General features: G+C 66.2%; 25 protein-coding genes. 12 read left to right on the top strand and 13 right to left on the bottom strand.

Going from position 1 to position 24023, the window contains the following annotated elements; genetic code table 11:
* Positions 1–2: 2 nt before the first annotated feature.
* Positions 3–1340: an MFS transporter gene (locus XH93_RS23340; RefSeq protein ID WP_194469299.1), complete on the bottom strand. Its 1338-nt coding sequence runs from the start codon at positions 1338–1340 to the stop codon at positions 3–5.
* Positions 1341–1567: 227 nt separating this feature from the next.
* Between XH93_RS23340 and XH93_RS23335 the strand changes: the two genes are divergently transcribed.
* Entirely contained in the window at positions 1568–2497 is a 930-nt protein-coding gene (locus XH93_RS23335) for a LysR family transcriptional regulator (protein ID WP_139483199.1), read from the top strand.
* Between the two features lie 4 nt (positions 2498–2501).
* Here XH93_RS23335 and XH93_RS23330 read toward each other — a convergent pair whose 3' ends face one another.
* Positions 2502–3695, bottom strand: a complete 1194-nt coding sequence (locus tag XH93_RS23330; protein ID WP_194469298.1) for a GNAT family N-acetyltransferase — start codon at positions 3693–3695, stop codon at positions 2502–2504.
* Between the two features lie 166 nt (positions 3696–3861).
* Here XH93_RS23330 and XH93_RS23325 point away from each other — a divergent pair, with 166 nt between their 5' ends.
* Together XH93_RS23325 and XH93_RS43115 are read left to right on the top strand one after the other, a co-directional pair.
* Positions 3862–4890 carry a polysaccharide deacetylase family protein gene (locus XH93_RS23325; protein WP_246799277.1) on the top strand — a complete coding sequence of 343 codons (1029 nt, stop codon included), beginning with the start codon at positions 3862–3864 and terminating at the stop codon, positions 4888–4890.
* A gap of 69 nt (positions 4891–4959) precedes the next feature.
* Positions 4960–5723, top strand: a protein-coding gene (locus tag XH93_RS43115) for an IS5 family transposase (RefSeq protein WP_139860511.1) whose coding sequence is annotated in 2 segments (ribosomal slippage) — positions 4960–5295 and positions 5298–5723 — 762 coding nt in all. Because the reading frame shifts where the segments join, the coding sequence is not laid out codon by codon here.
* Between the two features lie 13 nt (positions 5724–5736).
* On the opposite strand, the gene XH93_RS23315 is transcribed toward XH93_RS43115, so the two are convergent.
* The gene (locus XH93_RS23315; RefSeq protein WP_194469296.1) at positions 5737–5946 is read right to left on the bottom strand and encodes a DUF2842 domain-containing protein; all 210 of its coding nucleotides are present in this window, start codon (positions 5944–5946) and stop codon (positions 5737–5739) included.
* A 95-nt stretch (positions 5947–6041) separates the two neighbouring features.
* Here XH93_RS23315 and XH93_RS23310 point away from each other — a divergent pair, with 95 nt between their 5' ends.
* A complete protein-coding gene (locus XH93_RS23310; protein ID WP_194469295.1) occupies positions 6042–7127 on the top strand; it encodes a COX15/CtaA family protein in 1086 nt (361 codons plus the stop codon).
* Between the two features lie 22 nt (positions 7128–7149).
* Here the strand turns inward: XH93_RS23310 and nadC are convergent, their stop codons facing one another.
* From nadC to XH93_RS23270, 8 genes are all read right to left on the bottom strand, one after another.
* Positions 7150–8001 (bottom strand): carboxylating nicotinate-nucleotide diphosphorylase, encoded by an 852-nt coding sequence (gene nadC / locus XH93_RS23305; protein WP_194469294.1) that lies wholly within the window; start codon positions 7999–8001, stop codon positions 7150–7152.
* Positions 7998–9548 carry an L-aspartate oxidase gene (locus XH93_RS23300; RefSeq protein ID WP_194469293.1) on the bottom strand — a complete coding sequence of 517 codons (1551 nt, stop codon included), beginning with the start codon at positions 9546–9548 and terminating at the stop codon, positions 7998–8000. The genes nadC and XH93_RS23300 overlap by 4 nt, the downstream gene beginning before the upstream one ends.
* Positions 9545–10531 carry a quinolinate synthase NadA gene (gene nadA / locus XH93_RS23295; protein WP_194469292.1) on the bottom strand — a complete coding sequence of 329 codons (987 nt, stop codon included), beginning with the start codon at positions 10529–10531 and terminating at the stop codon, positions 9545–9547. The genes XH93_RS23300 and nadA overlap by 4 nt, the downstream gene beginning before the upstream one ends.
* Positions 10532–10585: 54 nt before the next feature.
* Positions 10586–11542 (bottom strand): hypothetical protein, encoded by a 957-nt coding sequence (locus XH93_RS23290; RefSeq protein WP_194469291.1) that lies wholly within the window; start codon positions 11540–11542, stop codon positions 10586–10588.
* Position 11543: 1 nt separating this feature from the next.
* Complete coding sequence (locus XH93_RS23285) at positions 11544–11954, bottom strand: hypothetical protein (RefSeq protein ID WP_371814776.1); 411 nt, start codon at positions 11952–11954, stop codon at positions 11544–11546.
* A 132-nt stretch (positions 11955–12086) separates the two neighbouring features.
* Positions 12087–13367, bottom strand: coding sequence for an O-acetylhomoserine aminocarboxypropyltransferase (locus XH93_RS23280; RefSeq protein ID WP_139483209.1), 1281 nt, complete (start codon positions 13365–13367; stop codon positions 12087–12089).
* A gap of 151 nt (positions 13368–13518) precedes the next feature.
* Positions 13519–14103, bottom strand: coding sequence for a CoA-binding protein (locus tag XH93_RS23275; protein WP_139862709.1), 585 nt, complete (start codon positions 14101–14103; stop codon positions 13519–13521).
* A 103-nt stretch (positions 14104–14206) separates the two neighbouring features.
* Positions 14207–15031 carry an enoyl-CoA hydratase gene (locus XH93_RS23270; RefSeq protein WP_194469290.1) on the bottom strand — a complete coding sequence of 275 codons (825 nt, stop codon included), beginning with the start codon at positions 15029–15031 and terminating at the stop codon, positions 14207–14209.
* A 69-nt stretch (positions 15032–15100) separates the two neighbouring features.
* Between XH93_RS23270 and XH93_RS23265 the strand changes: the two genes are divergently transcribed.
* The gene (locus tag XH93_RS23265) at positions 15101–15529 is read left to right on the top strand and encodes a PaaI family thioesterase (RefSeq protein WP_194469289.1); all 429 of its coding nucleotides are present in this window, start codon (positions 15101–15103) and stop codon (positions 15527–15529) included.
* A gap of 14 nt (positions 15530–15543) precedes the next feature.
* On the opposite strand, the gene XH93_RS42780 is transcribed toward XH93_RS23265, so the two are convergent.
* The gene (locus XH93_RS42780; protein WP_256436475.1) at positions 15544–15672 is read right to left on the bottom strand and encodes a hypothetical protein; all 129 of its coding nucleotides are present in this window, start codon (positions 15670–15672) and stop codon (positions 15544–15546) included.
* A gap of 10 nt (positions 15673–15682) precedes the next feature.
* On the opposite strand from XH93_RS42780, the gene rplM reads away from it, so the two are divergent.
* The 4 genes from rplM (at position 15683) to XH93_RS23240 (ending at position 18379) form a co-directional block, all read left to right on the top strand.
* The gene (gene rplM, locus XH93_RS23255; RefSeq protein ID WP_139483213.1) at positions 15683–16147 is read left to right on the top strand and encodes a 50S ribosomal protein L13; all 465 of its coding nucleotides are present in this window, start codon (positions 15683–15685) and stop codon (positions 16145–16147) included.
* A complete protein-coding gene (gene rpsI, locus XH93_RS23250) occupies positions 16147–16623 on the top strand; it encodes a 30S ribosomal protein S9 (RefSeq protein ID WP_139483214.1) in 477 nt (158 codons plus the stop codon). Before rplM ends, rpsI begins: the two co-directional genes overlap by 1 nt.
* Positions 16624–16882: 259 nt before the next feature.
* Entirely contained in the window at positions 16883–18100 is a 1218-nt protein-coding gene (locus XH93_RS23245) for a GGDEF domain-containing protein (protein WP_194469287.1), read from the top strand.
* Between the two features lie 42 nt (positions 18101–18142).
* A complete protein-coding gene (locus tag XH93_RS23240) occupies positions 18143–18379 on the top strand; it encodes a hypothetical protein (protein ID WP_194469286.1) in 237 nt (78 codons plus the stop codon).
* 69 nt (positions 18380–18448) lie between these two features.
* On the opposite strand, the gene XH93_RS23235 is transcribed toward XH93_RS23240, so the two are convergent.
* Positions 18449–19588: an AI-2E family transporter gene (locus XH93_RS23235; RefSeq protein ID WP_194469285.1), complete on the bottom strand. Its 1140-nt coding sequence runs from the start codon at positions 19586–19588 to the stop codon at positions 18449–18451.
* 161 nt (positions 19589–19749) lie between these two features.
* On the opposite strand from XH93_RS23235, the gene XH93_RS23230 reads away from it, so the two are divergent.
* The 3 genes from XH93_RS23230 to XH93_RS23220 all read left to right on the top strand — a co-directional run bounded on the left by XH93_RS23230 (position 19750) and on the right by XH93_RS23220 (position 24012).
* Entirely contained in the window at positions 19750–20445 is a 696-nt protein-coding gene (locus tag XH93_RS23230; protein ID WP_194469284.1) for a hypothetical protein, read from the top strand.
* 167 nt (positions 20446–20612) lie between these two features.
* Positions 20613–21383: a gamma-glutamyl-gamma-aminobutyrate hydrolase family protein gene (locus XH93_RS23225; protein ID WP_139483219.1), complete on the top strand. Its 771-nt coding sequence runs from the start codon at positions 20613–20615 to the stop codon at positions 21381–21383.
* A gap of 316 nt (positions 21384–21699) precedes the next feature.
* Entirely contained in the window at positions 21700–24012 is a 2313-nt protein-coding gene (locus XH93_RS23220; protein ID WP_246799276.1) for a PAS domain-containing sensor histidine kinase, read from the top strand.
* The last annotated feature ends 11 nt before the right edge of the window (positions 24013–24023 follow it).

The following is a 24023-nucleotide window of genomic DNA, read 5'->3' as shown; positions in this document are numbered from 1 at the left end:
CGTCAGTGCGCCAGCACCGGCTGGCGCGCGGATCGTTCGAGGACCGGATCGATCCGCAGCCGGATCGTGACCAGCGCGCCGATCAGTCCGATCACGGCGAGCAGCAACAGGCCTGCGGTGAAGCCGCCGGTCAAATCCTTCAGATAGCCCATCGCGAACGGGCCGGCGAAGCCCGAGAGATTGCCGAGCGAGTTGATCGCGGCGATGCCGGCCGCGGCCGAGGCGCCGGTCAAAATGCTGGCCGGCATCGGCCAGAACATCGGCGGCACCGATGACACGCCGATCTGGGCGAGGCAGAGCAGGGCAACGATCAGGACCGGGCTCGACACCAGCCCGGCAAGGCCGATGCCGACCGCAGCGAGCGTCAGCGCCGCGGCGACATGATAGCGCCGCTCGCCGGTCTGGTCGGAATGGCGGCCGAGCAGCACCATGCCGATGGCGCCGAAGATGAAAGGCAGGGCCGCGATCAGGCCGGTCTGGGTATCGGTGACGCCGAACGCCTTGATGATGGTCGGCAGGAAGAACGCGACGCCGTAGCTCGCGGCGTTGAGGCAGAAATACACCAGCGCGCAGGCAAGGACGCGCGAATCGGTGAGCGACTGCAGCACCGAAATGTGCTCAACGGCCTCGGTCTGCTGGCGCTCGAAATCGAGCGTGGTCTGGATCCACTTGATCTCGTCCGGCCGCAGCCAGTGCGCCTGGCGCGGGAAGTCAGGCAGCAGGATCAGCACGGCGAAGCCGACCAAAACCGATGGCAGCGCCTCCAGGACAAACAGCCACTGCCAACCGTGCAGGCCGAGCCCCGACAGATTGAGCAGCAGTCCAGAGATCGGCGACCCGATGATGCTCGAGATCGGGATCGCGAGCATGAACAGGCTGATGACACGGGCGCGATAGACGCTCGGGAACCAGAGCGTCAGATAGAAGATGATGCCGGGGAAGAAGCCGGCCTCGCAGGCGCCGAGCAACAGCCGCAGGAAGTAGAAGATCCATTCGTTCGACAGGCCAGTCGCCGCCGACATCGACGGGATGAAGGCGAATGCCGCCGAGACGATGCCCCAGCTGATCATGATGCGGGCGATCCAGCGCCGCGCGCCAAAGCGCTCCAAGAGGATGTTCGATGGCACCTCGAAGAAGAAGTAGCCGACGAAGAACAGGCCGGCGCCGAGCCCGTAGGCCGCTTCGCTGAGGCCGAGCGCTGTGTTCATGTGCAGCTTGGCGAAGCCGACATTGACGCGATCGAGATAGGCCACGAAGTAGCAGAGGATCAGGAACGGGATCAGCCGCCGCATCATTTTCCCGATCGCGCGCTTCTCGACATCGTCGGTCATCGCTTCCATCCCTTTCTGATTGTTGGCTCGGCGCGCGCTGACGCCGCATGTCAAATGCGGCGCATTGATGTACCAGCAGCGGTCCGTCGGCTTGCCCTTGCAAGTGTTCCGGTCATTGTTGTGTAATCGATGGGCGCGTGACTAATGGCATTTGGGAATGGAGCCACGGCGAAACTGTCATGATGCGTCGCGGCATGAACGCGGGAACCTTGCCGGGGCGAGTAGGTGACGGAGTCGTGATCAAGAATCTCAAACTGCGCCAATTGCGCCTGCTGGTCGCGCTGGATGCCGAGCGCAAGCTGCAACTGGCCGCGGAACGCCTCAACATCACCCAGTCCGCGGCCTCGAAGATGCTCGCCGAGATCGAAGCGCTGGCGCGGGTTCCGCTGTTCGAACGCACTGCGCGCGGCGTCGAGCCGACGGATTATGGCGCGATCCTGATCCGCGGCGGCAAGAGCGTGCTGGCCGATCTCGATCAGGTCACCGACGAATTCGCGGGCTACAAGTCCGGCGAGCTCGGCACGGTGTCCGTCGGCACGGTCGCCAAGCCGAGCATCGACCTCGTCGTCGACGTCATTCAATATCTCGGCGAGAAGCTCAACCGGGTGAACATCTCGCTCGATGTTTCCACCAGTCCGCCGCTGATCGCGCGCCTGCGTGCGCTCGAGCTCGATTTCGTGGTGGCCAGGATTCCCGCCGGCGTCGATCCTGGGCAGTTCGAGTATCACGAGATCGGCGCCGAGGAGGCGGCGCTGCTGGTTCGCGCCGAACACCCGCTGGCGCTACGCAACAGCGTCGATCTCGCCGACATGGTCGAGCAGCAGTGGATATGTCAGCCGCGGGAATCCTTCATGCGGCAAGGGGTCGAGCGGCTGTTCCTCAGCCGCGGCCTGACGCCGCCGCGCCGGGTCATCAACACCGAGTCGTTTCTTGCCTCGGTTGGGATCGCGGCTGGGATCGATGCGATCGTGCCGGTCCCGATGCTGATGTTCGACCTGGTCGACCGGCAGCGCTTCAAGATGCTGCAGATCGGCGATCAGCTCATGCTGGAGAGCTACGGGCTGATCAAGCTCCGCGCCCGCGCGCTGTCGCCGGCGGCGGCCCTGGTGTTCGACGCGATGAAGCGGCTCGGCGATCCGAACGGCCGTGCCGAGCCGGAGGCCTGAAGGCTCAGCGGAACATGCTGCGCAGGTTCTGCGCGATCTCGAGCAAAGCCGGGTTGTGCTTCACCGCGCGCTTGGCGCGGTTGATGCCGGAGAGCACGCTGACCGCCGGCCGGCCGCGCAGGCTGAGCGGGATGAAGCTGTCGAAGATCGCTTCGTCGTCCTTGCAGAACAGCCGCTTGTACTCGTCCGATCCGATGCCGAGGTCGAGCGCGCGATAGTTCTCGCCGGCATGGCGATCGATGATGTCGCGCATCAGGATCAGGCCGGGGCTGTATTTCGAATTGCCCGACATCGTGTAGGTGTTGAACATCATCGAGAAGCGATGGCCGTCGGCGACGCCGGCGAAGATCGCGATCACCTCCTCGTCGCATTCCAGCGCATGGATGTCGATGGCGTATCCCTTGCCGTCGGCGCGCGGCGCGAGGCAGGCGGCGCGGATGAACTGCTCGACGCCGGGCTCGGCGAACACGTTGGGCAGCTTCTGCTCGGCCATGCGCTGCGGCTTGACGCGGAAGAACCAGTCGAGCAGGCGGCAGACGTCGGCGCTCTCGGTCGCGACGTGATAGCGATAGCCGGGCAGCGCCTGCAGCTTGCGCTCCTTGCCCTTGAGGCGGCGGCGGAACGAATTGCTGACCAGCGTCGCCGGTGCCGCGCCCGGCTCGATCACCAGCAGCGGGCAATCGTTGACCGAGGCCTGGTGCGGCAACAGGGACAGCGGGTTCGGCAGGTCCTGCCAGCGCAGCGGCTGCTGATGCAGCGCCAGCGCATCGAGGCGGGAGCGCTCCGCGATCAAGCCGATCAGGGCTGCGAGATCGGCTTCGGTCGCGTTGGCGGCGAAATCCTTGTCGTAAAGCCCCATGTTGAAGGTCGCATGCTTGCCGCCCATGAAGCTCGCGCAGTGCGCGCCGAGGCGCTGCTCGATCGCCAGCGGCAGCAGCAGCAGCGGCCGGCGCTCGCTGTCGTGGGCGACGACGATGAAGGGGCGCGCGCCCTCGCGCTCGCCGACCTGGCGCTGCCAGGCAGCGAGGAAGTCGAAGCGCTGATAGGGGGTGTAGGAGTGTTGCGGCGTCTCGAGGCCGCGCCAGACCGCTTCGGCCGCAGTGAGATCGTGGAAGATGTCGACACCGGCGATGCGGATCGCATTCGACCATGTCCGCGTGGTTGCCGTCTGGCCTTCGATTGCCGCAGCCATGGTCATCTCGAAACCCGAATTGTTATAGGTATTGATATACAGTCCTCGGCTGAGGCCGACCTTCGCAGGGAAATGTCAACAAAGAGTAAGAACAATGCGTTGGCGGTGCGCGGGGAACCGCAGGGGACGTGCGACCGTGGCGTCGGATAGCGGGTTTTTGCGGCGGGCTCGGATGGAGCTCGCGTATTTCAGCGGCGCATTCCGCTGGACGCCGCGTGACGTCGGCGGCGCCGGCGTGATCCTGCGTTTCGAACGGGTCCGCCCGCCGCGCCGGGCCCGGTTCCAGCCGCTGAAATCCCGCGAGATCACGCCGCAATTCCTGCACCGGACCATCCAGGCGCTGAAGCGCTGGAATTACGACATCGTCGGCATCGACGAGGCGTGCCGCCGCGCGGTGACGCTGCCGGAGAAGCGGCGCTTTGCCTGCCTGACCTTCGATGGCGCCTCCAAGGATCTCATCACGCATGCCTATCCGGTGCTCGCCGGCCACCGCGTTCCCTTCACGGTGTATCTGCCGACGGCGTTTCCCGACGGCGTCGGTGAAGCGTGGTGGCTCGCGCTCGAGGACGTGATCGCGCGCGAGAGCCGCATCGGCCTGATGATCGACGGCGGCGAGCGGCACTTCGAGGTCTCCAGCCTGTCGGACAAATACCAGCTGTTCGATTTCCTCTACGACTGGATGCGCCGGCTATCGCCGTCCGACCGGTCGCTTGCCATCAACGATCTCGGCAGGCGCTATGCGGTCGATCTCGCGCAGCTATCGCGCAATATGTCGCTGGACTGGGCGGATGTGACGAAGCTGGCGGCGGACGGCAACGTGTCGTTCGGCTGCGCCACCGTGAACTATCCGGCGCTGTCGACCCTGAAGGACGCTGATGCGCGGCGCGAGATCGCGATGGGGAAGGCGGTGGCGGAGAGCGCGCTGCGGCGGCAGGTCAGCCATTTCGCGTTTCCGTTCGGCGATCGCGACGCCTTCCACCGTGCGCATGTGCTCATGGCGGAGGAGGCCGGCTTTGCCAGCGCGGTGTCGACGATCCCGGGCATCGTCGGGGCGCAGGGCCGCACCAATCTCTACGCGCTGCCGCGCATCGCCTGGGACGGACGGCAGCGCTCGCTGCGGATGATGCGGGTGCTGCTGTCGGGCATGATGTTCGCGCCGGTGCAACCGACGCGGAGCGCGCGCGAGCTGAGCATCCTCTAGGTGGTGTGGACTCTAGGGATTCCCTTTTAGGGGCAAATCAGATTCAAGATTGCTTTTGGGGAGGCAGTCTTGGGTGTGATGGATCGGCTGGTGTTGAGCGACGCGGCGTGGGAGCGGATGGCGCCGCTGATCATAGGCCGGCCTGACCAGAAGGGCTCGACCGGCCGCGACAATCGGATGTTCGTGGAGGGTGTGCTTTGGATCGTGCGTACGGGCGCTCCCTGGCGTGATCTTCCGGAGGCGTTCGGGGACTGGAACAGCGTGTTCCGGCGCTTCAGTCGATGGAGCGCCAAAGGCGTCTGGTGCCGCATCTTCGAGGCGATGTCCGATGACCCCGACTTCGAATATTTGATCGTCGATTCCACCATCGTCCGAGCCCATCAGCATGCTGCCGGGGCCAAAAAAGGGGGTCTGAAGATCAGGCAATTGGCCGTTCGCGCGGCGGCCTGAGCACCAAGATACATATGGCCGTTCGCGGCTTGGGATGTCCCGTACGGTTCACGATCACCGCGGGTCAGAAGGGCGATGCACCGCAAGCTGCCGAATTGATCGAGGGATTGCCTGCCGAGGTGGTCATGGGCGACACGGCCTATGACGCCGATCACTTGCGCCAAGCCATCGCAGCCAAAGGGGCGCTCGCCGTCATCCCCAACAACCCGTCACGAGCGCTCAAGCATCCGCTCGACAAGTATCTCTATGCCCAGCGCCACCTCGTCGAATGCTGCTTCTCAAAGCTCAAGCAATTCCGCCGCGTCGCAACCCGCTTCGAAAAGACCGCCCGAAATTATCGGGCGGTCGTCACCCTCGCAGCCATCATTCTCTGGCTGCGGTAAGTGTCCACACCACCTAGGTCGGGTCGGGCCGCGACATCCAGTAGACGATCGGCATTGCCGGCAGCACCCAGCCGAGCCCTGCCACCACGTAGAAGATCGCCTGCAGCAGCCCCGAATTGGCCAGCCACGGCGTCTGCGCCACCGTCATGCCGAGCAGCGACCACACCACGACCAGGATCAAAAGGAAGATGGTTCCGAGCAGTTTGCGGGTGCGTATGGCCATGGCTTTATTGTGGTAAACTCGTGATCCCTGCGGCGCTTGCGCGGCTTGCGGGGCGGACTATAAGGGGCGCGAAAATCCAATCAAGTCAGGGCGAAATGGCCGGTATTTCCGCAAAGACGTCGCAGCTCCGTGCGGTCAGGGTCTGGCTGTTGGCCGTCGCCGCCCTGATCGCGCTGATGGTGCTGGTCGGCGGCGCCACACGGCTCACCGAGTCCGGCCTGTCGATCGTCGAATGGAAGCCGGTGACCGGCACGCTGCCGCCGCTGACTGAGGCGCAGTGGACGCAGGCCTTCGAGGGCTACAAGGCCATCCCGCAATATCGCGAGCTCAATGCCGGCATGACGCTCGACGAGTTCAAGACGATCTTCTGGTGGGAGTGGAGCCACCGGCTGCTCGGCCGCTTCATCGGCGTCGCCTATTTGCTGCCGTTCCTGTACTTCCTGTGGCGCGGCACGGTCAGCGGCGAACTCGGCCGGCGGCTGTGGTTCATCTTCGGGCTCGGTGCGCTGCAGGGCGCGGTCGGCTGGTGGATGGTGGCGTCCGGCCTGACCCAGCGCGTCGAGGTCTCGCAGTATCGGCTGGCGACGCACTTGGTGCTGGCACTGCTGATCTTCGCAGCGATCGTCTGGACGCTGCGGCGGCTGACCGAGCGTCCGCCGCTGATCGCGCCGGTCAGGTTGAAGATCACCAGCGCGGTGCTGCTGATCCTGACCTTCGTGCAGCTCTATTTCGGCGCGCTGGTCGCAGGGCTGCGCGCCGGCAAGGTCTTCAACACCTGGCCCGAGATCGATGGCTCGTTGATTCCGTCGGCCGACCGTCTCTGGTTCGAGACGCCGTGGTGGCGCAATCTGTTCGACAACGCGCTGACGGTGCAGTTCGAGCACCGCATGACCGCTTATTTGCTGTTTGCGCTGGCGATCCTGCACGCCGTCGATGCGGTGCGCTCGCGCGCCGGCGGCGGCGTGATCGCGGGCGCCTGGTGGCTGGTCGCGGCCATCACGCTGCAGGCGACGCTCGGCATCCTGACGTTGCTGCATCAGGTGCCGATCGATCTGGCGCTGACGCATCAGGCGGTCGCGATCGTCGTACTGACGCTCGCGGTGCTGCAGGCCGAGCGGTTCGCCGCGCGGCGGACCGAACGGGATCAGCCGAACCTCGTTCCGGCCGGCCAGCCCGGCTGATCCTTCAGCCCCGGCCGATCCTTCACGACAGATAGTCGAGCCCGATATCGAGCGCGGCGGAGCTGTGGGTCACCCAGCCAACCGAAATCAGGTCGACGCCGGTCGCGGCGATCGCGGGCGCCGTCGCCGCGGTGATCCGGCCCGACGCCTCGGTGATCGCCTTGCCGCGCGCCATCGTCACGGCCTGCGCCATCTGCTCGATCGTCATGTTGTCGAGCAACACCGCATCGACGCCGAGCGCCAACGCCTGCTCGAGCTGGGCGATTGTGTCGACCTCGACCTCGATCTTGACGAGGTGACCGGCATTGGCCTTGGCGCGCTCGATCGCGGTGCGGATGCCGCCGGCGAGCGCGATGTGGTTGTCCTTGATCAGCACGGCATCGTCGAGCCCAAAGCGGTGATTGCCGCCGCCGCCGGCGCGGACCGCGTATTTTTCCAGGGCGCGCAATCCCGGCGTGGTCTTACGGGTGCAGACGATCTGCGCACGCGTGCCCGCGACCGCCTTCACGAGTGTCGCAGTGGCGGTGGCAACGCCGCTGAGGTGGCAGAGGAAGTTGAGCGCGGTGCGCTCCGCGGTGAGCAGGCTGCGGGCCGGGCCGTCGATGATCGCGATTACCTGATCCGGTTCGACGGCGCTGCCGTCGGGGCGCTCGGCACGAAGTTCGATGGCCGGCGAGACCATCTGAAACGCGGAGCGCGCAACGTCGAGCCCGGCGACGACGCCGGGCTGCCGCGCCCGCATCACCAGCCGGGCCTGCTGGCCGGCCGGCACGATCGCGTCGGCCGTGATGTCGCCGGCGCGGCCGAGGTCTTCGCGCAGCGCGGTCTGCACGACCGGCTCGTACATCAGCGGCAACAGCGGATTGAGGGTCATGACAGGGCACTCCTGACGAATGGATTGAACTCGACGATGGCGCGCGCAGCGGCGAGCGCTTCTGTGCGGGTAAGGGACGACGGCACGGCCGAGGATGCGGTCTCCGGAAAGTCGGTGCGGAAATGTCCGCCACGGCTTTCCTCGCGCCTGACGGCGGCGACCGCGATCATCAGTCCGACCAGGGCCGCGTCGGACGCCGCGCCCGGGCCGCGCGCAAACGGATAAAGGCTGAGGATGGCACGCTCGATCCCATCACGGTCGCGCAGCACGCCGAGCCCCTGGGTCAGGATCGGGCGCACCGCCGAGGGGTCGGCAGCGGGCGGCGCAGCTTCCTCGCGCAACATCGCACGTGGACCGGCGCTCACGCCGCCGATGCTCTCGGCGACCCACCGCGCGCAAACGATCGCTTCCATCAGCGAGTTGCTGGCGAGCCGGTTGGCGCCGTGCAATCCGGTGCGTGCGGCTTCGCCGCAGGCCCACAGGCCCTGCACGCTGCTGCGTCCTGCGCCGTCAACCGCGATGCCGCCCATGTGGTAGTGCACTGCGGGGCGGATCGGGATCGGATCATGCGCCGGATCGATGCCCGCCATCTTGCAAAACGCGCTGATCACGGGATAGCGCTGCGCAAAATCGGCGCCCGGATGCTGGCGCGCATCGAGGAAGGTGCGGTGGCCCGCGGCGCGGTGGCGCCACACCGCGCGCGCGACGATGTCGCGCGGCGCGAGCTCGGCGCCCACCTGGTCGGCCATGAAGCGCTGCCCGGTCTCGTCGATCAGCAGCGCGCCGTCGCCGCGGATCGCCTCGGTGAGCAGCGGCATCGGCCGCGACGGCCCGTCGAAGGCGGTCGGGTGAAACTGGACGAATTCGAGATCGGCGAGCGTTGCGCCGGCGTGTGCGGCGAGCGCGAGGCCCTGGCCAAAGCATCCGCCCGGATTGGTGCTGTCGGCGAACAGCCCGCCGATGCCGCCGGTCGCGATCACGACGCGGTTGGTGGCAATCGTCAGTGGGCCGCGATCATTCGCCGCCAGCACGCCACGGATCGCATTGTCCTCGACCAGCAGCCGCCGCGCCTCGACGCCTTCCAGCAGCGTGATCGACGGCGTGCGCCGGACGGCCGCGATCAGCGCGCGCATGATTTCGCGTCCGGTGCCGTCGCCGGTGGCGTGCACGATGCGGTTGCGGCCGTGCGCGGCTTCCAGCCCGAGCCGCCAGCTGCCATCGGCCCGCCGGTCGAAGCCGACGCCGAGCTTGACCAGGCGCTCGACGGCATCAGGCGCTCCGTGAACGATCCGGCTCGCGGCGGCCTCGTCGCACAGGCCGGCGCCGGCTGCGAGCGTGTCAGCAAGATGCAGGGCAGGGCTGTCGTCGGCGCCGACGGGGGCGGAAAATCCGCCCTGCGCCCACATGCTGGAGGCCTCGGCGCCGAGCGGCGATTTCGACAGCAGCACGACCGGTTCGGGGGCGAGCTCGAGCGCGGTCATCAGCCCGGCGGCGCCGCCGCCGATGATGACCGGGCGGCCGGTCAGATCGGAGATGTCGGTGCTCATATCGCCAGCATCCTTTCCACGCTCTTGCGCGCGCGCTCGGCGATCTCAGGATCGATCGTGACCTCGTGCTGATTGGTCTCCAGCGCGTGACGGATGTTCTTCAGCGTGATCCGCTTCATGTGCGGGCAGAGATTGCAGGGGCGGACGAAGTCGACATCGGGATTACGGGCCGCGATGTTGTCGCTCATCGAGCATTCCGTCAGCAGCACGACGCGCGGCGGCCGCCTGGTTTCGACGAACGACTGCATCGCGGCCGTCGATCCCGCAAAGTCCGCTTCAGCGACCACCTCAGGCGGGCATTCCGGATGCGCCAGGACGGTGACGTCGGGGTAATTTTCGCGCAACTGGCGCACGTCGTCCGCGGTGAACAGCTCATGCACCTCGCAATGGCCCTTCCAGGCGATGATCTTCTTGCTGGTCTGCTTGGCGATGTTCTGCGCCAGATACTCATCCGGCAGCATGATGACGCGCTCGGCGTCGAGCGATTCCACGACCTTCAGAGCGTTGCCTGAGGTGCAGCAGATGTCGGACTCCGCCTTCACCGCGGTCGAGGTGTTGACATAGGCGACCACAGGCGCGTCGGGATAGCGCGCGCGCATCAGCCGCACGTCGGCTGCCGTAATGGAGTCCGCCAGCGAGCAGCCGGCCCTGAGGTCGGGGATCAGCACGGTCTTGGCCGGATTGAGCAGCTTTGCCGTCTCGGCCATGAAATGCACACCCGCGAGCACGATGACGTCGGCATCGACTTTGGTGGCTTCGCGCGCCAGCAAGAGGCTGTCGCCGACGATGTCGGCGACGCCGTGGAAGATCTCCGGCGTCTGGTAATTATGCGCCAGCACCACCGCGTTGCGGCGGCGTTTCAGCGCGAGGATCGCATCGACGTCCTCGGCGAAGGTGGCCCATTCGAAGGGCGGGATCACGCGCTTGACGCGCTCATACAGCGGCGCGGTGCGCTCGAGCAGTTCGGCGTTGGGACTGGCCATTTATACTCTCCGTGAGCATAAGATGGCTTATACTTATCCTGAGCATAAGGTCTGTCAAGTGCGCGACAGCGGGAGCTTGGTGCCGGTGACCGCCCGTTCGGCCAGGACGCCATGGCGGAAGCGGAACAGCTTGGCCGGCCGCCCGACGGTATCCGCGGCCATTGCGCCAGTCTCTTCAACGAGTTCCTGCTGCTCCATGAGGCGGCGGAAATTCTGCTTGTGGAGCAGCCGGCCTGCGAGCGCCTCAACACTGCGTTGCAGTTGCAGCAGGGTGAACTCGGCCGGCATCAGCTCGAACACGACCGGTCGGTATTTGATCTTGGCGCGCAGCCGGGCGAGCCCGGTAGCAAGGATGCGGCGATGATCCGCGGTCATCGGCTTGCCCGGCGCGACGGCGGTGTCGCGGCCATGCGCGCGTCCGGCCTCCGGGATCAGGCCGGCCTCATAGAGCAGCTCGTAGCGCTGCAGCACCAGCTCCTCGTTCCAGTCGCGCTCATCGAGGCCGAAGGTGATGGCGCAGCGCTGCCAGCGCTCGCGCTGCAGAACGGGCGACGGCGCCGATTTCGCCCAGGCTTTCAGCTTCGGCGTGATCAGCTTGGCAATGAAGGCCGGCGCGCCGGCACGGTGGTCCTCCCAGGGGAAATAGTCGTACCAGCCGGACCAGTGCGCCTCAAAGCCTTCGCCGACCTGATCCTCGCGCGTGAGGCCGAGATAGCTGATGGAGACGCTGTGCGGTCCCTTGATATCGCCGGAGCGGCCGCGGTCGGCGAAGGTGTACAACTGCTCGACATAGCCGAGCGGGTGGCCGGTCTGGGTCTCGACCCAGGCCCTGAGCGCGGTCTGCAGCGAGCGGTGGCTGAACTCGAACGGGCCGCTCGGCAGCGCCGCGCCGCCGGCGATGGTCATGATCTTCGGCGTGCCCTCGGTGACGGCGACCAGCACCGCGACGAGGTCGGCGGTGATGGCGTTCCCCGAAGCGGATGTCTTGGTCTTTTGCGGCGAACGGGCCACGCTAGCAGTAGCCGTAGACGCCGCAGGCGTAGGGCAGGCGGTCCCAGTAGTCCACATAGGCGCCGCCGTAGTACGGGCCGAGGTAGCTGTAGGAGCGGGAGTTGCCATAATAGCCGGGCAGCGACGACGATCCCGGCAACAGCGGCTCACCCGGCACGTAGGGGATGTAGGGCTCCGAGTTCAGCGGCACCACCACGACCTCGGGCTCGACCACCACGAGCTGGCGGCCGCGCCGCACATAGGTCGGCGGCGCGATCGTGGTGCGGTAGGCGTAGTTCCGGCGCGGCAGGCCGGCCGGCAACTGGCGTGCGGCCTTGATGGTGGCCTGCTTGGTGGCGACGGGGGCGTCGGTGGCATCAGCAGGCGGGATCGCAAACAGCGCGATCGCGAGCGGCAATATCCAGCGCAGCATCAATGGTCTCCCGAATCATCCGGAGCCTATCACTGCCACTTTATGCCGGAATGAGCGTTAACGAGAGACTTGTCCTTTCGACTGACCTCGCCGGAGCGATGCGGCGCACCGCTCCGGAACTTATGGTGCGGTTCAGGCGCGCAGCGCCTGGTCGAGGTCCGCAATCAGGTCTTCCTTGTCCTCGATGCCGATCGAGACCCGCACCACGTCGGGCGCCGCGCCGGACCTGACCTTGGCCTCGTCGTCGAGCTGGCTGTGGGTGGTGGAGGCCGGGTGGATCACCAGCGAGCGGGTGTCGCCGACATTGGCGAGATGCGAGAACAGTTTCAGGTTCGACACCAGATTGACGCCGGCGTCATAGCCGCCCTTGAGGCTGAAGGTGAACACCGCGCCGGCGCCCTTCGGCGAATATTTGCGCTGCAGGTTGTTGTAGCGGTCGCCGGGCAGGCCGGCATAGTTCACCGCCGAGACCGCCGGGTGCGAGGAGAGGAATTCCGCGACTGCCTTGGCATTGTCGCAGTGCTTCTGCATGCGCAGCGGCAGCGTCTCGATGCCGGTCAGGATCATAAACGCATTGAACGGCGATAGCGCCGGGCCGAGGTCGCGCAGGCCGAGCACGCGGCAGGCGATCGCGAAGGCAAAATTTCCGAAGGTCTCCTGGATCCGGATGCCGTGATATTCCGGGCGCGGCTCGCTCAGCATCGGGTACTTGTTGTCCTTTGCCCAGTCGAAGGTGCCGGCATCGACGATGATGCCGCCGAGCGAGTTGCCGTGGCCGCCGAGGAATTTCGTCGCCGAGTGCACGACGATGTCGGCGCCGTGATCGATCGGCTTGATCAGATAGGGCGAGGCCAGCGTGTTGTCGACGATCAGCGGCACACCAGCCTTGCGCGCCACCGCCGCAATCGCTTCGATGTCGGTGATGCTGCCGGCGGGATTGGCGATCGACTCGATGAAGATCGCCTTGGTGTGCGGCGTCACCGCGCGCTCAAAGCTTGCGACGTCGTCCGGATCGGCCCAGGCCACGTTCCAGCCAAACGCCTTGAAGGCATGCGTGAACTGGTTGATCGATCCGCCGTAGAGTTTGCGCGCGGCAAGCACCTCGTCGCCGGGCCGCATCAGCTGCTGCAGCACGACCACCTGCGCGGCGTGGCCGGAGGCCACCGCGAGCGCCGCGGTGCCGCCCTCGAGCGCGGCGACGCGCTCTTCCAGCACCGCGTTGGTCGGGTTGCCGATCCGGGTGTAGATGTTGCCGAACGCCTGCAGGCCGAACAGCGAGGCGGCATGGTCGGCATCGTTGAACACGAATGACGTGGTCTGATAGATCGGCGTCGCCCGCGCGCCGGTGGTGGGATCAGGCTGCGCGCCCGCGTGCACGGCGAGGGTGGAAAATCCCGGAAGGCGATCGGTCATTATCTGGCGTCCTGTTGTGGCCTGGTCGAAAATGCGCGGCATGCTGATGGCAGCACACGCCGCCGTCAAGGCAGCTCGGCGGCGGCTTGTGGGTTTGAAATGAGGTGCTTGCACCTGATCGCGGGATCGAAACGATTGTTCCGCGGTGGCCTCAGGTCGTCTCGGTTTTGTTTTTCGCCGCGCGGTCGGATGCTGCAGTCTGACCGCCGCCGAAGCTCGTGCGATTGAGCGACAGCCGCATGCCCTGGGTCGGAATCGGCGCGCGCTTGGAGCTCAGCGTGCGCGAATTGACGCCCATCCAGGAAATCTCCGACGACAGCCGGCCATATTCGATCTTCGGGCAGCGGTTCATCACGACCTTGAGCCCGGCGGCCTCCGCCTTCTCGGCGGCCGCGTCATCGCGCGCGCCGAGCTGCATCCAGATCACCTTCGGCGGTGGCGACAGCTTTAATGCCTCCTCGACCACGGGCATGATGTGGCTCGAATTGCGGAAGATGTCGATCATGTCGATCGGATGACCGATGTCGGCGAGCGAAGCGACGAACGGCTTGCCCATCAGCGTCTTGCCGACATGGCCGGGATTGACCGGGATCATGTCATAGCCGCGCTGCGCCAGGTATTTGAACGCAAAATAGCTCGGCCGCACATTGACCGGCGAGGCGCCGACCATCGCGATCGACTTCACGCCGTTGAGGATGCTGCGGATGTAATTGTCGTCGTAGGCGTCGTGGTTCATTGCGAAGAGCTATCCCAATTTCGTCATTGCGAGCGAAGCGAAGCAATCCATTCTATCATCGTGCGGCGATATGGATTGCTTCGCTTCGCTCGCAATGACGAGGTTATCTATCCTGCCATTTCGGCTCGCGCTTTTCGATGAAGGCGCCGATACCTTCCTCGGCATCGCGCGCCATCATGTTCTCGGTCATCACTTCGGCCGCGAGGCGATAGGCATCCGCAAGGCTCATCTCGGCCTGGCGGTAGAATGCCTCCTTGCCGAGCTTGACGGTGTAGGCCGATTTCAGCGCGACCTGTTGCGCCAGCGCGATCGCGGCGTCGCGTTCGGTGCCTGCTGTTACCACGCGGTTGACCAGGCCGATATTTTTCGCCGTTGCCGCCGAGATCGGCTCGCCGGTCAGCAGCATCTCCATCGCCTGCTTGCGCGGCACGTTGCGCGACAGCGCCACCATCGGCGTCGAGCAGAACAGCCCGATGTCGACGCCCGGCGTCGCAAAGCTCGCGGCTTCCGATGCGACCGCGAGGTCGCAGCTCGCGACCAGCTGACAGCCGGCCGCGGTCGCAATGCCCTGCACGGACGCCACCACCGGCTTCGGCAGATGCACGATCGCCTGCATCATCGCGCTGCAGGCGTTCATGATCTTTGCGAAATAGGCGCGGCCGCGGTCAGCGTCGCTGCGGCGCGCGGTGAGCTCCTTCAAGTCATGGCCGGCGGAGTAGGCCGGGCCGTTGGCGGCGAGCACGACGGCGCGAATGCTCTTGTCGTCGCCGATCTGGTTCAGCGCCGCGTGCAGCTCGGCAATCATGCCTTCGGAGAGGCTGTTGCGCGCCGCCGGGCGATTGAGCGTCAGGACGGCGATACTGCCGACGGTCTCACGCAGCAGGATCGGGGCCTGCGGCACTTCTGCACGGGCAGCTTGGGCGGACATGGCGAATTCCATTATGGTGTCCATGACAATTTAATGTAACAGGCAGGCAGAGGCGAGGGCAGAAACGGCATGGCGATAGCGAAAATGGGCGCGGCTGAGGTGGAGGAGTTCCTGCGCAAGGAATTTCCGCAGGCGTTCAGCAGCGACGATATCAGGATCGAAAGCGCCGACGGCGAGACGGCGCTGCTGCGCCAGCGTTTCAGCGAGCGCATGCTGCGGCCGGGCGGCACGGTGTCGGGGCCGACCCTGATGGGGCTCGCCGATTTCGCCATGTACGTGGTGCTGCTGTCCGCGATCGGGCCGGTCGGCCTCGCGGTGACCACCAATCTCAACATCAACTTCTTGCGCAAGGGCCAGCCGGGGCAGGACGTGCTCGCGGTGGCCAAGCTGCTCAAGCTCGGCAAGCGGCTTGCGGTCGGCGAGGTCAACCTGCTGTCGGGCTCTTCGCCCGATCCGATCGCCCATGTGACCGCGACCTATTCCATTCCAACTACGTGAGCTTTTCGCTGGTATTATTGTACCATATTTTTAAGCGGCTGTTTCCATTGATGTAATTTGCGCGCATCGACGTTGACTGACGCGCGCGGCTTCTCTAGAAAGCCGCCCAGTTCGGCGCATACGGCGCCGATTTCCTTTTTCACGGATTTCACCATGAGCACGTTCTCGGCCAAGCCCGCCGAAGTGACGAAGAAGTGGGTCGTGATCGACGCCAAGGGTCTGGTCGTCGGCCGTCTCGCCACCCTCGTTGCGATGCGCCTGCGCGGCAAACACCTGCCTACCTACACCCCGCATGTCGATTGCGGCGACAACGTCATCATCGTCAACGCCGCCCATGTGGTGCTGACCGGTCGCAAGCGCGAGCAGAAGACCTACTACAAGCACACCGGCTTCATCGGTGGCATCAAGGAGCGCACCGCCAAGCAGATCCTCGAGGGTCGCTTCCCCGAGCGCGTCGTCGAGAAGGCGATCGAGCGCATGATCCCGCGCGGTCCGCTCGGCCGCATGCAGATGGGCAATCTGCGCGTCTATCCCGGCGCCGAGCATCCGCATGAGGCGCAGAGCCCCGAGAAGATCGATATCGCTTCCCTGAATCGCAAGAACACGAGGGCCGCATAATGTCCGATACGTTGCAGTCCCTCGACCAGCTCGCGCAGGTCAAGCCGGCGGCTCCCGAAGCGCCGAAGTACGTCAAGAAGGTGGACAAGTTCAACCGCGCTTACGCCACCGGCAAGCGCAAGGACGCGGTCGCCCGCGTCTGGGTCAAGCCCGGCTCGGGCAAGATCTCGGTCAACACCCGCGAGTTTGAAGTCTACTTCGCCCGCCCGGTGCTGCGCATGATGATCCAGCAGCCGCTGGTCGCCGCTGCCCGCAACGGCCAGTACGACGTGATCTGCACCGTCGCCGGCGGCGGTCTGTCCGGCCAGGCCGGTGCTGTCCGTCACGGCATCTCGAAGGCGCTGACCAACTTCGAGCCGGAGCTGCGCGGCGTGCTCAAGAAGGGCGGCTTCCTGACCCGCGACTCTCGCGCGGTCGAGCGCAAGAAGTACGGCAAGGCGAAGGCCCGCAAGTCCTTCCAGTTCTCGAAGCGCTAATTCGAGACTTAAAATTTGCGGCAATCGCCGCACGCATCAAGTTGAAGAGGGCGCCGCGAGGCGCCCTTTTTGCTGCGTTGCGTGTCGATGTTTCTGCGCTGCCCTTAGATGTGAATTAACGCAGTTTTTCGCGAAAACTTGCGTATGCGTGCAAACGAAATTGGAACTCGGCCGCCCTAGCGTGGCAACAGCAGAAGCGCAGCATCACCAATTTCAATTGCGCCTGCGAACGTTGCACCACCCAGGGCTGGGGTCATTCATGTCGTTTGACACGTCGACACTTTATTTGTTCGCCACCATGGTCGCGGGCATGCTCGGCGCCATGCTGATGCTGTTCGGCAGGCAGGAGAACATTCCCGCATTGAAATGGTGGGGCACCGCCTATCTGCTCGGCGCCGGCTCGGTCGCGATCTGGACGCTGGGCGGCTCCTCGCTCGGCGTGCACATCGTGCTCGGCCTCAATGCGGTCGGCTTTGCCGCCTGCGGCCTGGTCTGGAATGCGGCGCGGATTTTCCACGGCCGCAAGCCCAACCTGGCGGGTCTCGTGCTCGGCCCGATCGTCTGGGTCGCCACCGTGACGATGGTGGAGAGTCCCGCAATGCGCATGACGATCGGCGCCGGCATCGTCGCGGTCTATGCGGCGCTCACCGCCACCGAACTGTTCAGCGAGCGCCGCCGCGCGATGCAGAAGCGCTGGCTTGCGATCGCGGTGCCGGTGCTGCATGGCGGCGCCTTGATGCTGCCGATCCTGGTCGGCGACCTCCTGCGCCCGCATGATGCGAATTTCGTCTCGAGCTTCTGGGTCACGCTGTTCTCGATCGAGCTCGTGCTGTACGCGATCGGCACGGTGTTCGTGATCTTCATGATGGTGTCGGACCGCGCGGTGGCCGTGCACAAGACCGCGGCGTCGATCGATCCGCTCAGCGGCATGCTCAACCGCCGCGGTTTCACCGAGGCCTGCACGCGCGTGATCGAGCGCGAGGCCAATGCCGGCCGGCCGGTCACCGTGATGATCTTCGACATCGATCACTTCAAGTCGATCAACGACCGCTTCGGTCATCCCGCCGGCGACGAGGTGCTCAAGCTGTTCTCCGCCGTCGTGGTCAACAACCTCAGGATCAGCGACCTCTCGGGCCGCATCGGCGGCGAGGAGTTCGCGGCGCTGCTGCCGTGCTCGCTCGAGGAGGGCGTGCTGGTCGCCGAGCGCGTGCGCGAGGCCTTCGAGTGCAGCAACATCACCTGCGAAGAAGGCGCGGTCGACACCACCGTCAGCATCGGCGTCGCCGGGGGGCCGGCCGGCACCGAGCTCGAGGTACTGCTGGCCTCCGCCGACACCGCGCTCTACCAGGCCAAGCGGGGCGGCCGTAACCGCGTCGAGGCCGCTGAAGAGCTGCCGCTGTCGCTGGAGAACTGGCGGCGCAAGACCGCGGGCCTGCCGGCCACCGCGCGGCAGAAGCCGACGCCGGTGCGGGCCTGAGCGGTAACGTCTGGTTAACCATTCGATCCCATGCTTTTGGGCATGGAGTCGATCCGCACGCGCAATCCGCAGGCAGCCCTGATGTCGCTCGAAGCGGCGGCGGCTTCGGCGCGCGGCGGGTTCGCCTGCCGGTTCGCGAACTCCGACGAGTACGAGACCGCGCTGATCGCCGAACGCCGCGCGCAGGGCCGCTACGCGCCGCCCCAGCGCCGCTGGCCGGTCGCCATGCTGATCGGCGTCATGCTGATCGTTGCAGGCACGGTGCTGCTGTTCGCTTGAACCTATTTTTGTCTTGACGCGTTTTCTTCACGCGAACCGGTATCCACTTCGCTCGAAAACGCTCTGATCTCACGCGGCTTTGGCAGGCGCGCCATTCTCCGCCTTGAAATGGTCGATCATCACCTTGGCGATCGCGATCAGCGGCAGCGCCAGCGCCAGCCCCCAAACGCCGAACACGACGCCGAGCAGGATCTGGAACGCGAACAGCGTCGCCGGCGGGATGTCGAGCGCCTGGCGCTGGATGATCGGCGTCAGCACGTAGCTCTCCAGCGCGTGCACGCCGAGGAACAGCACGAAGGCGGAGACCGCCGCGATCCAGCCGGTCGCGAGGCTCGCCAGCACCACGATCAGCCCGCCGAGGATCGCCCCGACGGTCGGGATGAAGGCGAGCAGCCCGGCCTGGATGCCGAGGATGAACGAGCTCGGGATGCCGATGATCGCAAGCCCGATCCAGGTGACCAGGAATACCGCCACCATCGTGATGATCTGCGCGATCAGCCAGCGCTCCAGCGTCTCGCCGATGCGGTCGACGATGGCGGTGGCCTCGCGGCGGTATTTTGCCGGCGCGATGAATAGCAGCCCGGCACGGTAGACGCTCGGCTGGGCGGCGAAGGCGAGTCCCAGGAACAGCACGATGAAGAAGTTGCCGACCACGCTGACGGTGCCGAGCAGCACCTTCAGCGTCTGTCCGATGATCGCGCCGCCGCTCGAGGCGAGCGCGCTGGCGCCGGGCAGGCCGTGGCTCTGCGAGGTCGCGGGCGCCGTCGTCGTTGCCGCGCCGGCGCCTTCTGGTTTGGCCTCATTGGTCACGTTGCTGAAATCGAAGTAGCTGGTGTCGACGCCGTGCTGCTCGAGGAATTCCTTGACGCTGCCGAGCTGCGACTTGATCGTGTTGGTCAGCACGGTGGCCTGCTGCGCGATGGTGGTGCCGCCGAGGAACACGATGCCGGACAACAGCCCGGCCAGCGCCAGGCAGACGATCGCAAGCCGCAGCGGGTGGGGCAGCCCGGTCAGGCGGCCGAGCAGGGTGGTCATGGCGTTCAGCCCGACGCCGAGCAGCATGCCGGCGAACAGCAGGAACAGCGTCGCGGCGAAATGCCAGGTGAACATCAGAAGCGCCGCGAACAGCACGATCCCGGTGCCGCCGACGGCGATCGCCCACGCCATGTCGTTGCGCGCCCGCAGGCGATTGTCAGCCGAGTCTGTCACGGGTGATTCCCTTCCGCGCCGGTGTCCTCGCCACTTTGTCGCGAAACCGCCGCGGGGATCAAGCTGCGACCGCACGGCGGTTTGACGCTGGCGTCCCGATTGTGCCAAGCGAGGCAAAAGATCGATCGGGCGGACGCGCTCGGGGAACGGCGAGGGCGGGCATGGTTTTGAAATGGGTCGGGCCGCTCGCGCTGCTCGCGGCGCTTGTGATCGGCGACCAGATCCGGATCAACCGGCCCGGGCACAAATACCGGTTGTCGGTCGAGGTCGAGACGCCGGACGGCATCAAGTCCGCCTCCGGCGTGCTCGCGGTGCATCCCGACCGCGGCTACAGCCGCGGTGGCCACACCCGCACCGCGGGCGATGCGGTCTATGTCGATCTCGGTGGCGGCAAGAATTTGGTCGCGCTGCTCGCCCATCTCGACAAGGCGATCGATCTCGACGACATCAACTACGTCGCGCTGCGCGCCTACGGCGCGGCCCGCGGCGACCGCGTCTCGTTCAGCGCGATGAACAGCCAGACCGGCGTCGTGCCCATGACGGGCAAGCTGATCCCGGTGCTGATGACGTTCGCCGACCCAGCCGACCCCGGCAGCGCGCGTGCCGTTTTGCCCGAGGAAAGCGAGGCTGCGCTCGGCCAGGGGTACCGGCTGCACGGGCTCACCGCCGAGGTGGTGCCGAACGGCTACTGGCCGCTCGATTTCGGCGGCAGGCTCGGCGAACCCGTCACGCGCGCCATCAAGGCCCGGCTGCCCTGGCTCCGCGGCGACAGCGCGCCGGCCGCCGCCGCGCTCCGCGCAGCTGGCCTGCCCGGCGTCGAGACCATCGATGCCGGGGCCGCCTTCGCCCGAAAGTGACCGCTTTTGGCGCCGCTACGGCCGATCCGGGCCATCGGCGCCGGTGCTGTGCAGGGCTGCAAGGTGGGCTTTGCGCAGATAGGCAGTTGATCCGGGGGGAACTCGAAGGCATGATCGTCTTTGCAGCGTCGCAAACTTAGAAGAATCATCGCGCGAGACTTAAGATAATGAGACGGCCCGTGGTCGGCGTGATCGGAAACGCCCATCGCATCGAAAATCGTTTCACAGTCCAGATGGTCGGGGAGCGCAACCTTCGCGCGGTTGCCGAGGTGTCGGGCGCCGTCCCGCTGATGTTCGCAGGCAGTCCTGAAATTACCGACGTCGGGGCCTTGCTCGACGTGGTCGACGGCGTGGTGCTGACCGGGGCGCGCGCCAATGTCCATCCGACCCGTTTCAACACCGAGCCCTGCGCGGCCCACGAGCCCTACGATCTGCACCGCGACGACGTCGCGCTGGCGCTGTCGGAGGCCTGCGTCGCGCGCGGCGTGCCGATCTTCGGCATCTGCCGCGGCCTGCAGGAGATGAACGTCGCGTTCGGCGGCTCGCTGCATCCCGAAATCCGCGAGCTTCCCGGCCGCATGAACCATCGCATGCCGCGGCTGGAGAACGGCGAGATCCATCCTGACCCCACGGTGATCTTCGCCGACCGTCACGACGTCGCGCTGACGCCGGGCGGCGCCTTCGCCAAGATCCTCGGGCGCGAGTCCATCCGGGTCAATTCGCTGCACGGGCAGGGCATCCTGGTGCCCGGCGATCGCGTCGTGATCGAGGGCATCGCCGAGGACGGCACCATCGAGGCGATCCGCATCGCCGACGCGCCGGGCTTTGCGCTCGGCGTGCAGTGGCACGCCGAATACGACCCGCAGCGCAACCCGATCAACCGCGCGCTGTTCGAGGCTTTTGGCGACGCGCTGCGCGAGCGGCGGCGGGCGGCGTAGGGCCCATCTGGCGATCCATTTGCGGTGTCATCACCCGCGCATGCGGGTGATCCAGTATTCCAGAGGCAGCAGCGCTGGAGCCGAGAAGCCGCGGCGTACTGGATCGCCCGGTCGAGCCGGGCGATGACAGTTGTGCCGCTCGGGGAGCGCATCTCCGTAATTCTACGGATACGAAATTGGCGGATCGCCGGGCCGGACTCGGCTAAGCAACACCGGAGCAGCCCACCGGATATTGCCCGGCGCCGACGATCCTTTCCGAATTCCTGTTTCCCTTTTTTCCGTTTCCGGTGCGGCTGATCACGATGAGTTGGTCGGGATGAATTTGTCGGGCCGTCTGGCGCTCGGGGTGACGCTCCCGGTCGTCGCGATCCTGCTTGGGCTGGGGCTTATCCACGGCGCCTCCTGGTCGGGCCTTGGGCTCGCCGTGGGCGCAATTGCGGTGGTGTTGATGATTGCCGAGATCATTGCCAGATCGCTCTCGAAGCCGCTCGCCCAGGCGGTGGAGGGGCTGTCGCGTGGCGAGCCGGCGCCGGTGTCTCCTGCCAGCGGTCATGAGATCGCTCGCCTTACCGCGGCGCTCGCCGATCTGTCGGCGCAATTGGGCTCGCGGCAGAACCTGCTGGAAACGACGGTCGAGAGCATCCGTGACCTGGTGGTGATTGCCGACGAGACCGGTGCGGTCGTGGTCGTCAACGCCGCCGCGCGACAGCTGTTCGGCATCGATGCCGGCTTCAACAGCCTGACCGGCGTGCGCAGCTTCGAGTGCTATTACGCCGACGGCGTGACGCCGATGCCAATTGCGGAGTCGCCGCTGGTGCGGGCGCTGCGCGGCGAGGATATCGAGGCTCTCAAGCTGGTGGTGAAGCCGCGCTCCGGCGCCCCCGAAGTCTGCCTCGTCGCCAACTCCCGGCCGTTGCGCGACGACGCCGGGAATCTGCGCGGTGCGGTCTCGGTGCTGCATGACGTCACGGCGCGGCGGCAGGCGCATGCGGCGCTGGTCGAGAGCGAGCAGATGGCGCAGGCCATCATCCGGACCGCGCTCGATGCCTTCGTGCAGACCGACCAGGACGGCATCGTGCTGGACTGGAGCCCGCAGGCCGAGGCGCTGACCGGCTGGACCCGCTCCGAGGCCGTCGGCTGCAAGGTGGTGGAACTGGTGGTCCCGGAAGAGCTTCGCGTCGCGCACCGGCAGCGCATCACCCGCTTCCTGCAGGAGACCGCGGCCGGCGGCATGGGCATGCGCTATGAATCGCCGTCGGTGCACCGCGACGGCCATTTGTTCTATGTCGAGGTGTCGCTCAACGCGCTCAAGCGCGGCGATGGCTACGTCGTCAACGCCTTCGTCAGGGACATCACCCAGCGGCGCGTCGCCGCCGAGCAGTTGATCCAGGCCCAGAAGACGGAATCGCTGGGGCGGTTGACCGGCGGCATCGCGCACGACTTCAACAACATGCTGACCGTGATCACCGGCACGATCGAGCTGCTCGCCGACGGCGTCAAGGACAACCCGCAGCTTGCCGCGATCGCCAAGCTGATCAGCGATGCCGCCGATCGCGGCGCGCAACTGACATCGAGTCTGCTGGCGTTCTCGCGCAAGCAGCCGCTGCAGCCCGCCGAGACCGACGTCAACGAGCTGATCGGCGAGGTGGTGCGGCTATTGTCGCAGACGCTGGGCTCACAGATCGAGATCAGGACCGAACTCCGCCGCGACGCCTGGCTTGCCTTCGTCGACCGCAGCCAGCTTTCGGCGGCGCTGGTCAATCTCGGCATCAATGCGCGCGATGCGATGCCGGAGGGCGGCACGGTGACGTTTGCGACCCGCAACATCCAGCTTGGGATTCCCGAGGCGGTGGCGCGCGGCGTCGAGCGCGCCGGCGATCATCTCGTGATCGAGGTGACCGATACCGGCGTCGGAATCTCGCCGTCGCATCTGGAGAAGATCTTCGATCCGTTCTTTTCCACCAAGGAGGTCGGGCAGGGCACCGGGCTCGGGCTCAGCATGGTGTTCGGCTTCGTCAAGCAGAGCGGCGGCGGCATCGAGGTCCGGAGCGAGGAGGGGCGCGGCACGATCTTCCGGATCTATCTGCCGAAGGCCGACGGCGTCGCGCCGCGTGCGGACGAGGAGGACGAAGCGCCGGTCCGCGGCGGCACCGAGACCATCCTGTGCGTCGAGGACGACGTCCGGATCCGCGAATATGTCACCGGACAACTTGAAAGCCTCGGCTACAAGGTACTGGTGGCGGCCAATGCCGACGAAGCGCTGGCGATCGTCCGCCGCGGCACCGCGTTCGACCTCTTGTTCACCGACATCGTGATGCCCGGCAGCATGAACGGCCGGCAGCTCGCGGAGACGCTGATGGCCGGGCGCCCGGCAATGCGGGTGCTGTTCACCTCGGGCTACAGCGACGGCGCCTTGCCGACCCAGCAGGGGCGCAGCGGTCACGGCATTCCGCTGCTGACCAAACCCTATCGGCGCAGCGAGCTGGCGCGGATGCTGCGGCGCTGTCTCGATCTGCAGGTCGACTTTCAGGGCGATCCGGTTCCGCAGCCTTACTCCGTGCTGCCCGACCTCGAACGCTTCTTGCGCGAGAACCCTCCGGACAAGACCGATCCGCGGTCTGCAGGATAGGTATCGCTTCG

The sequence above is a fragment of the Bradyrhizobium sp. CCBAU 51753 genome, from assembly GCF_015291565.1.
GTDB lineage: Bacteria > Pseudomonadota > Alphaproteobacteria > Rhizobiales > Xanthobacteraceae > Bradyrhizobium > Bradyrhizobium ivorense.
This window is presented reverse-complemented; position numbering and strand designations above follow the sequence as displayed.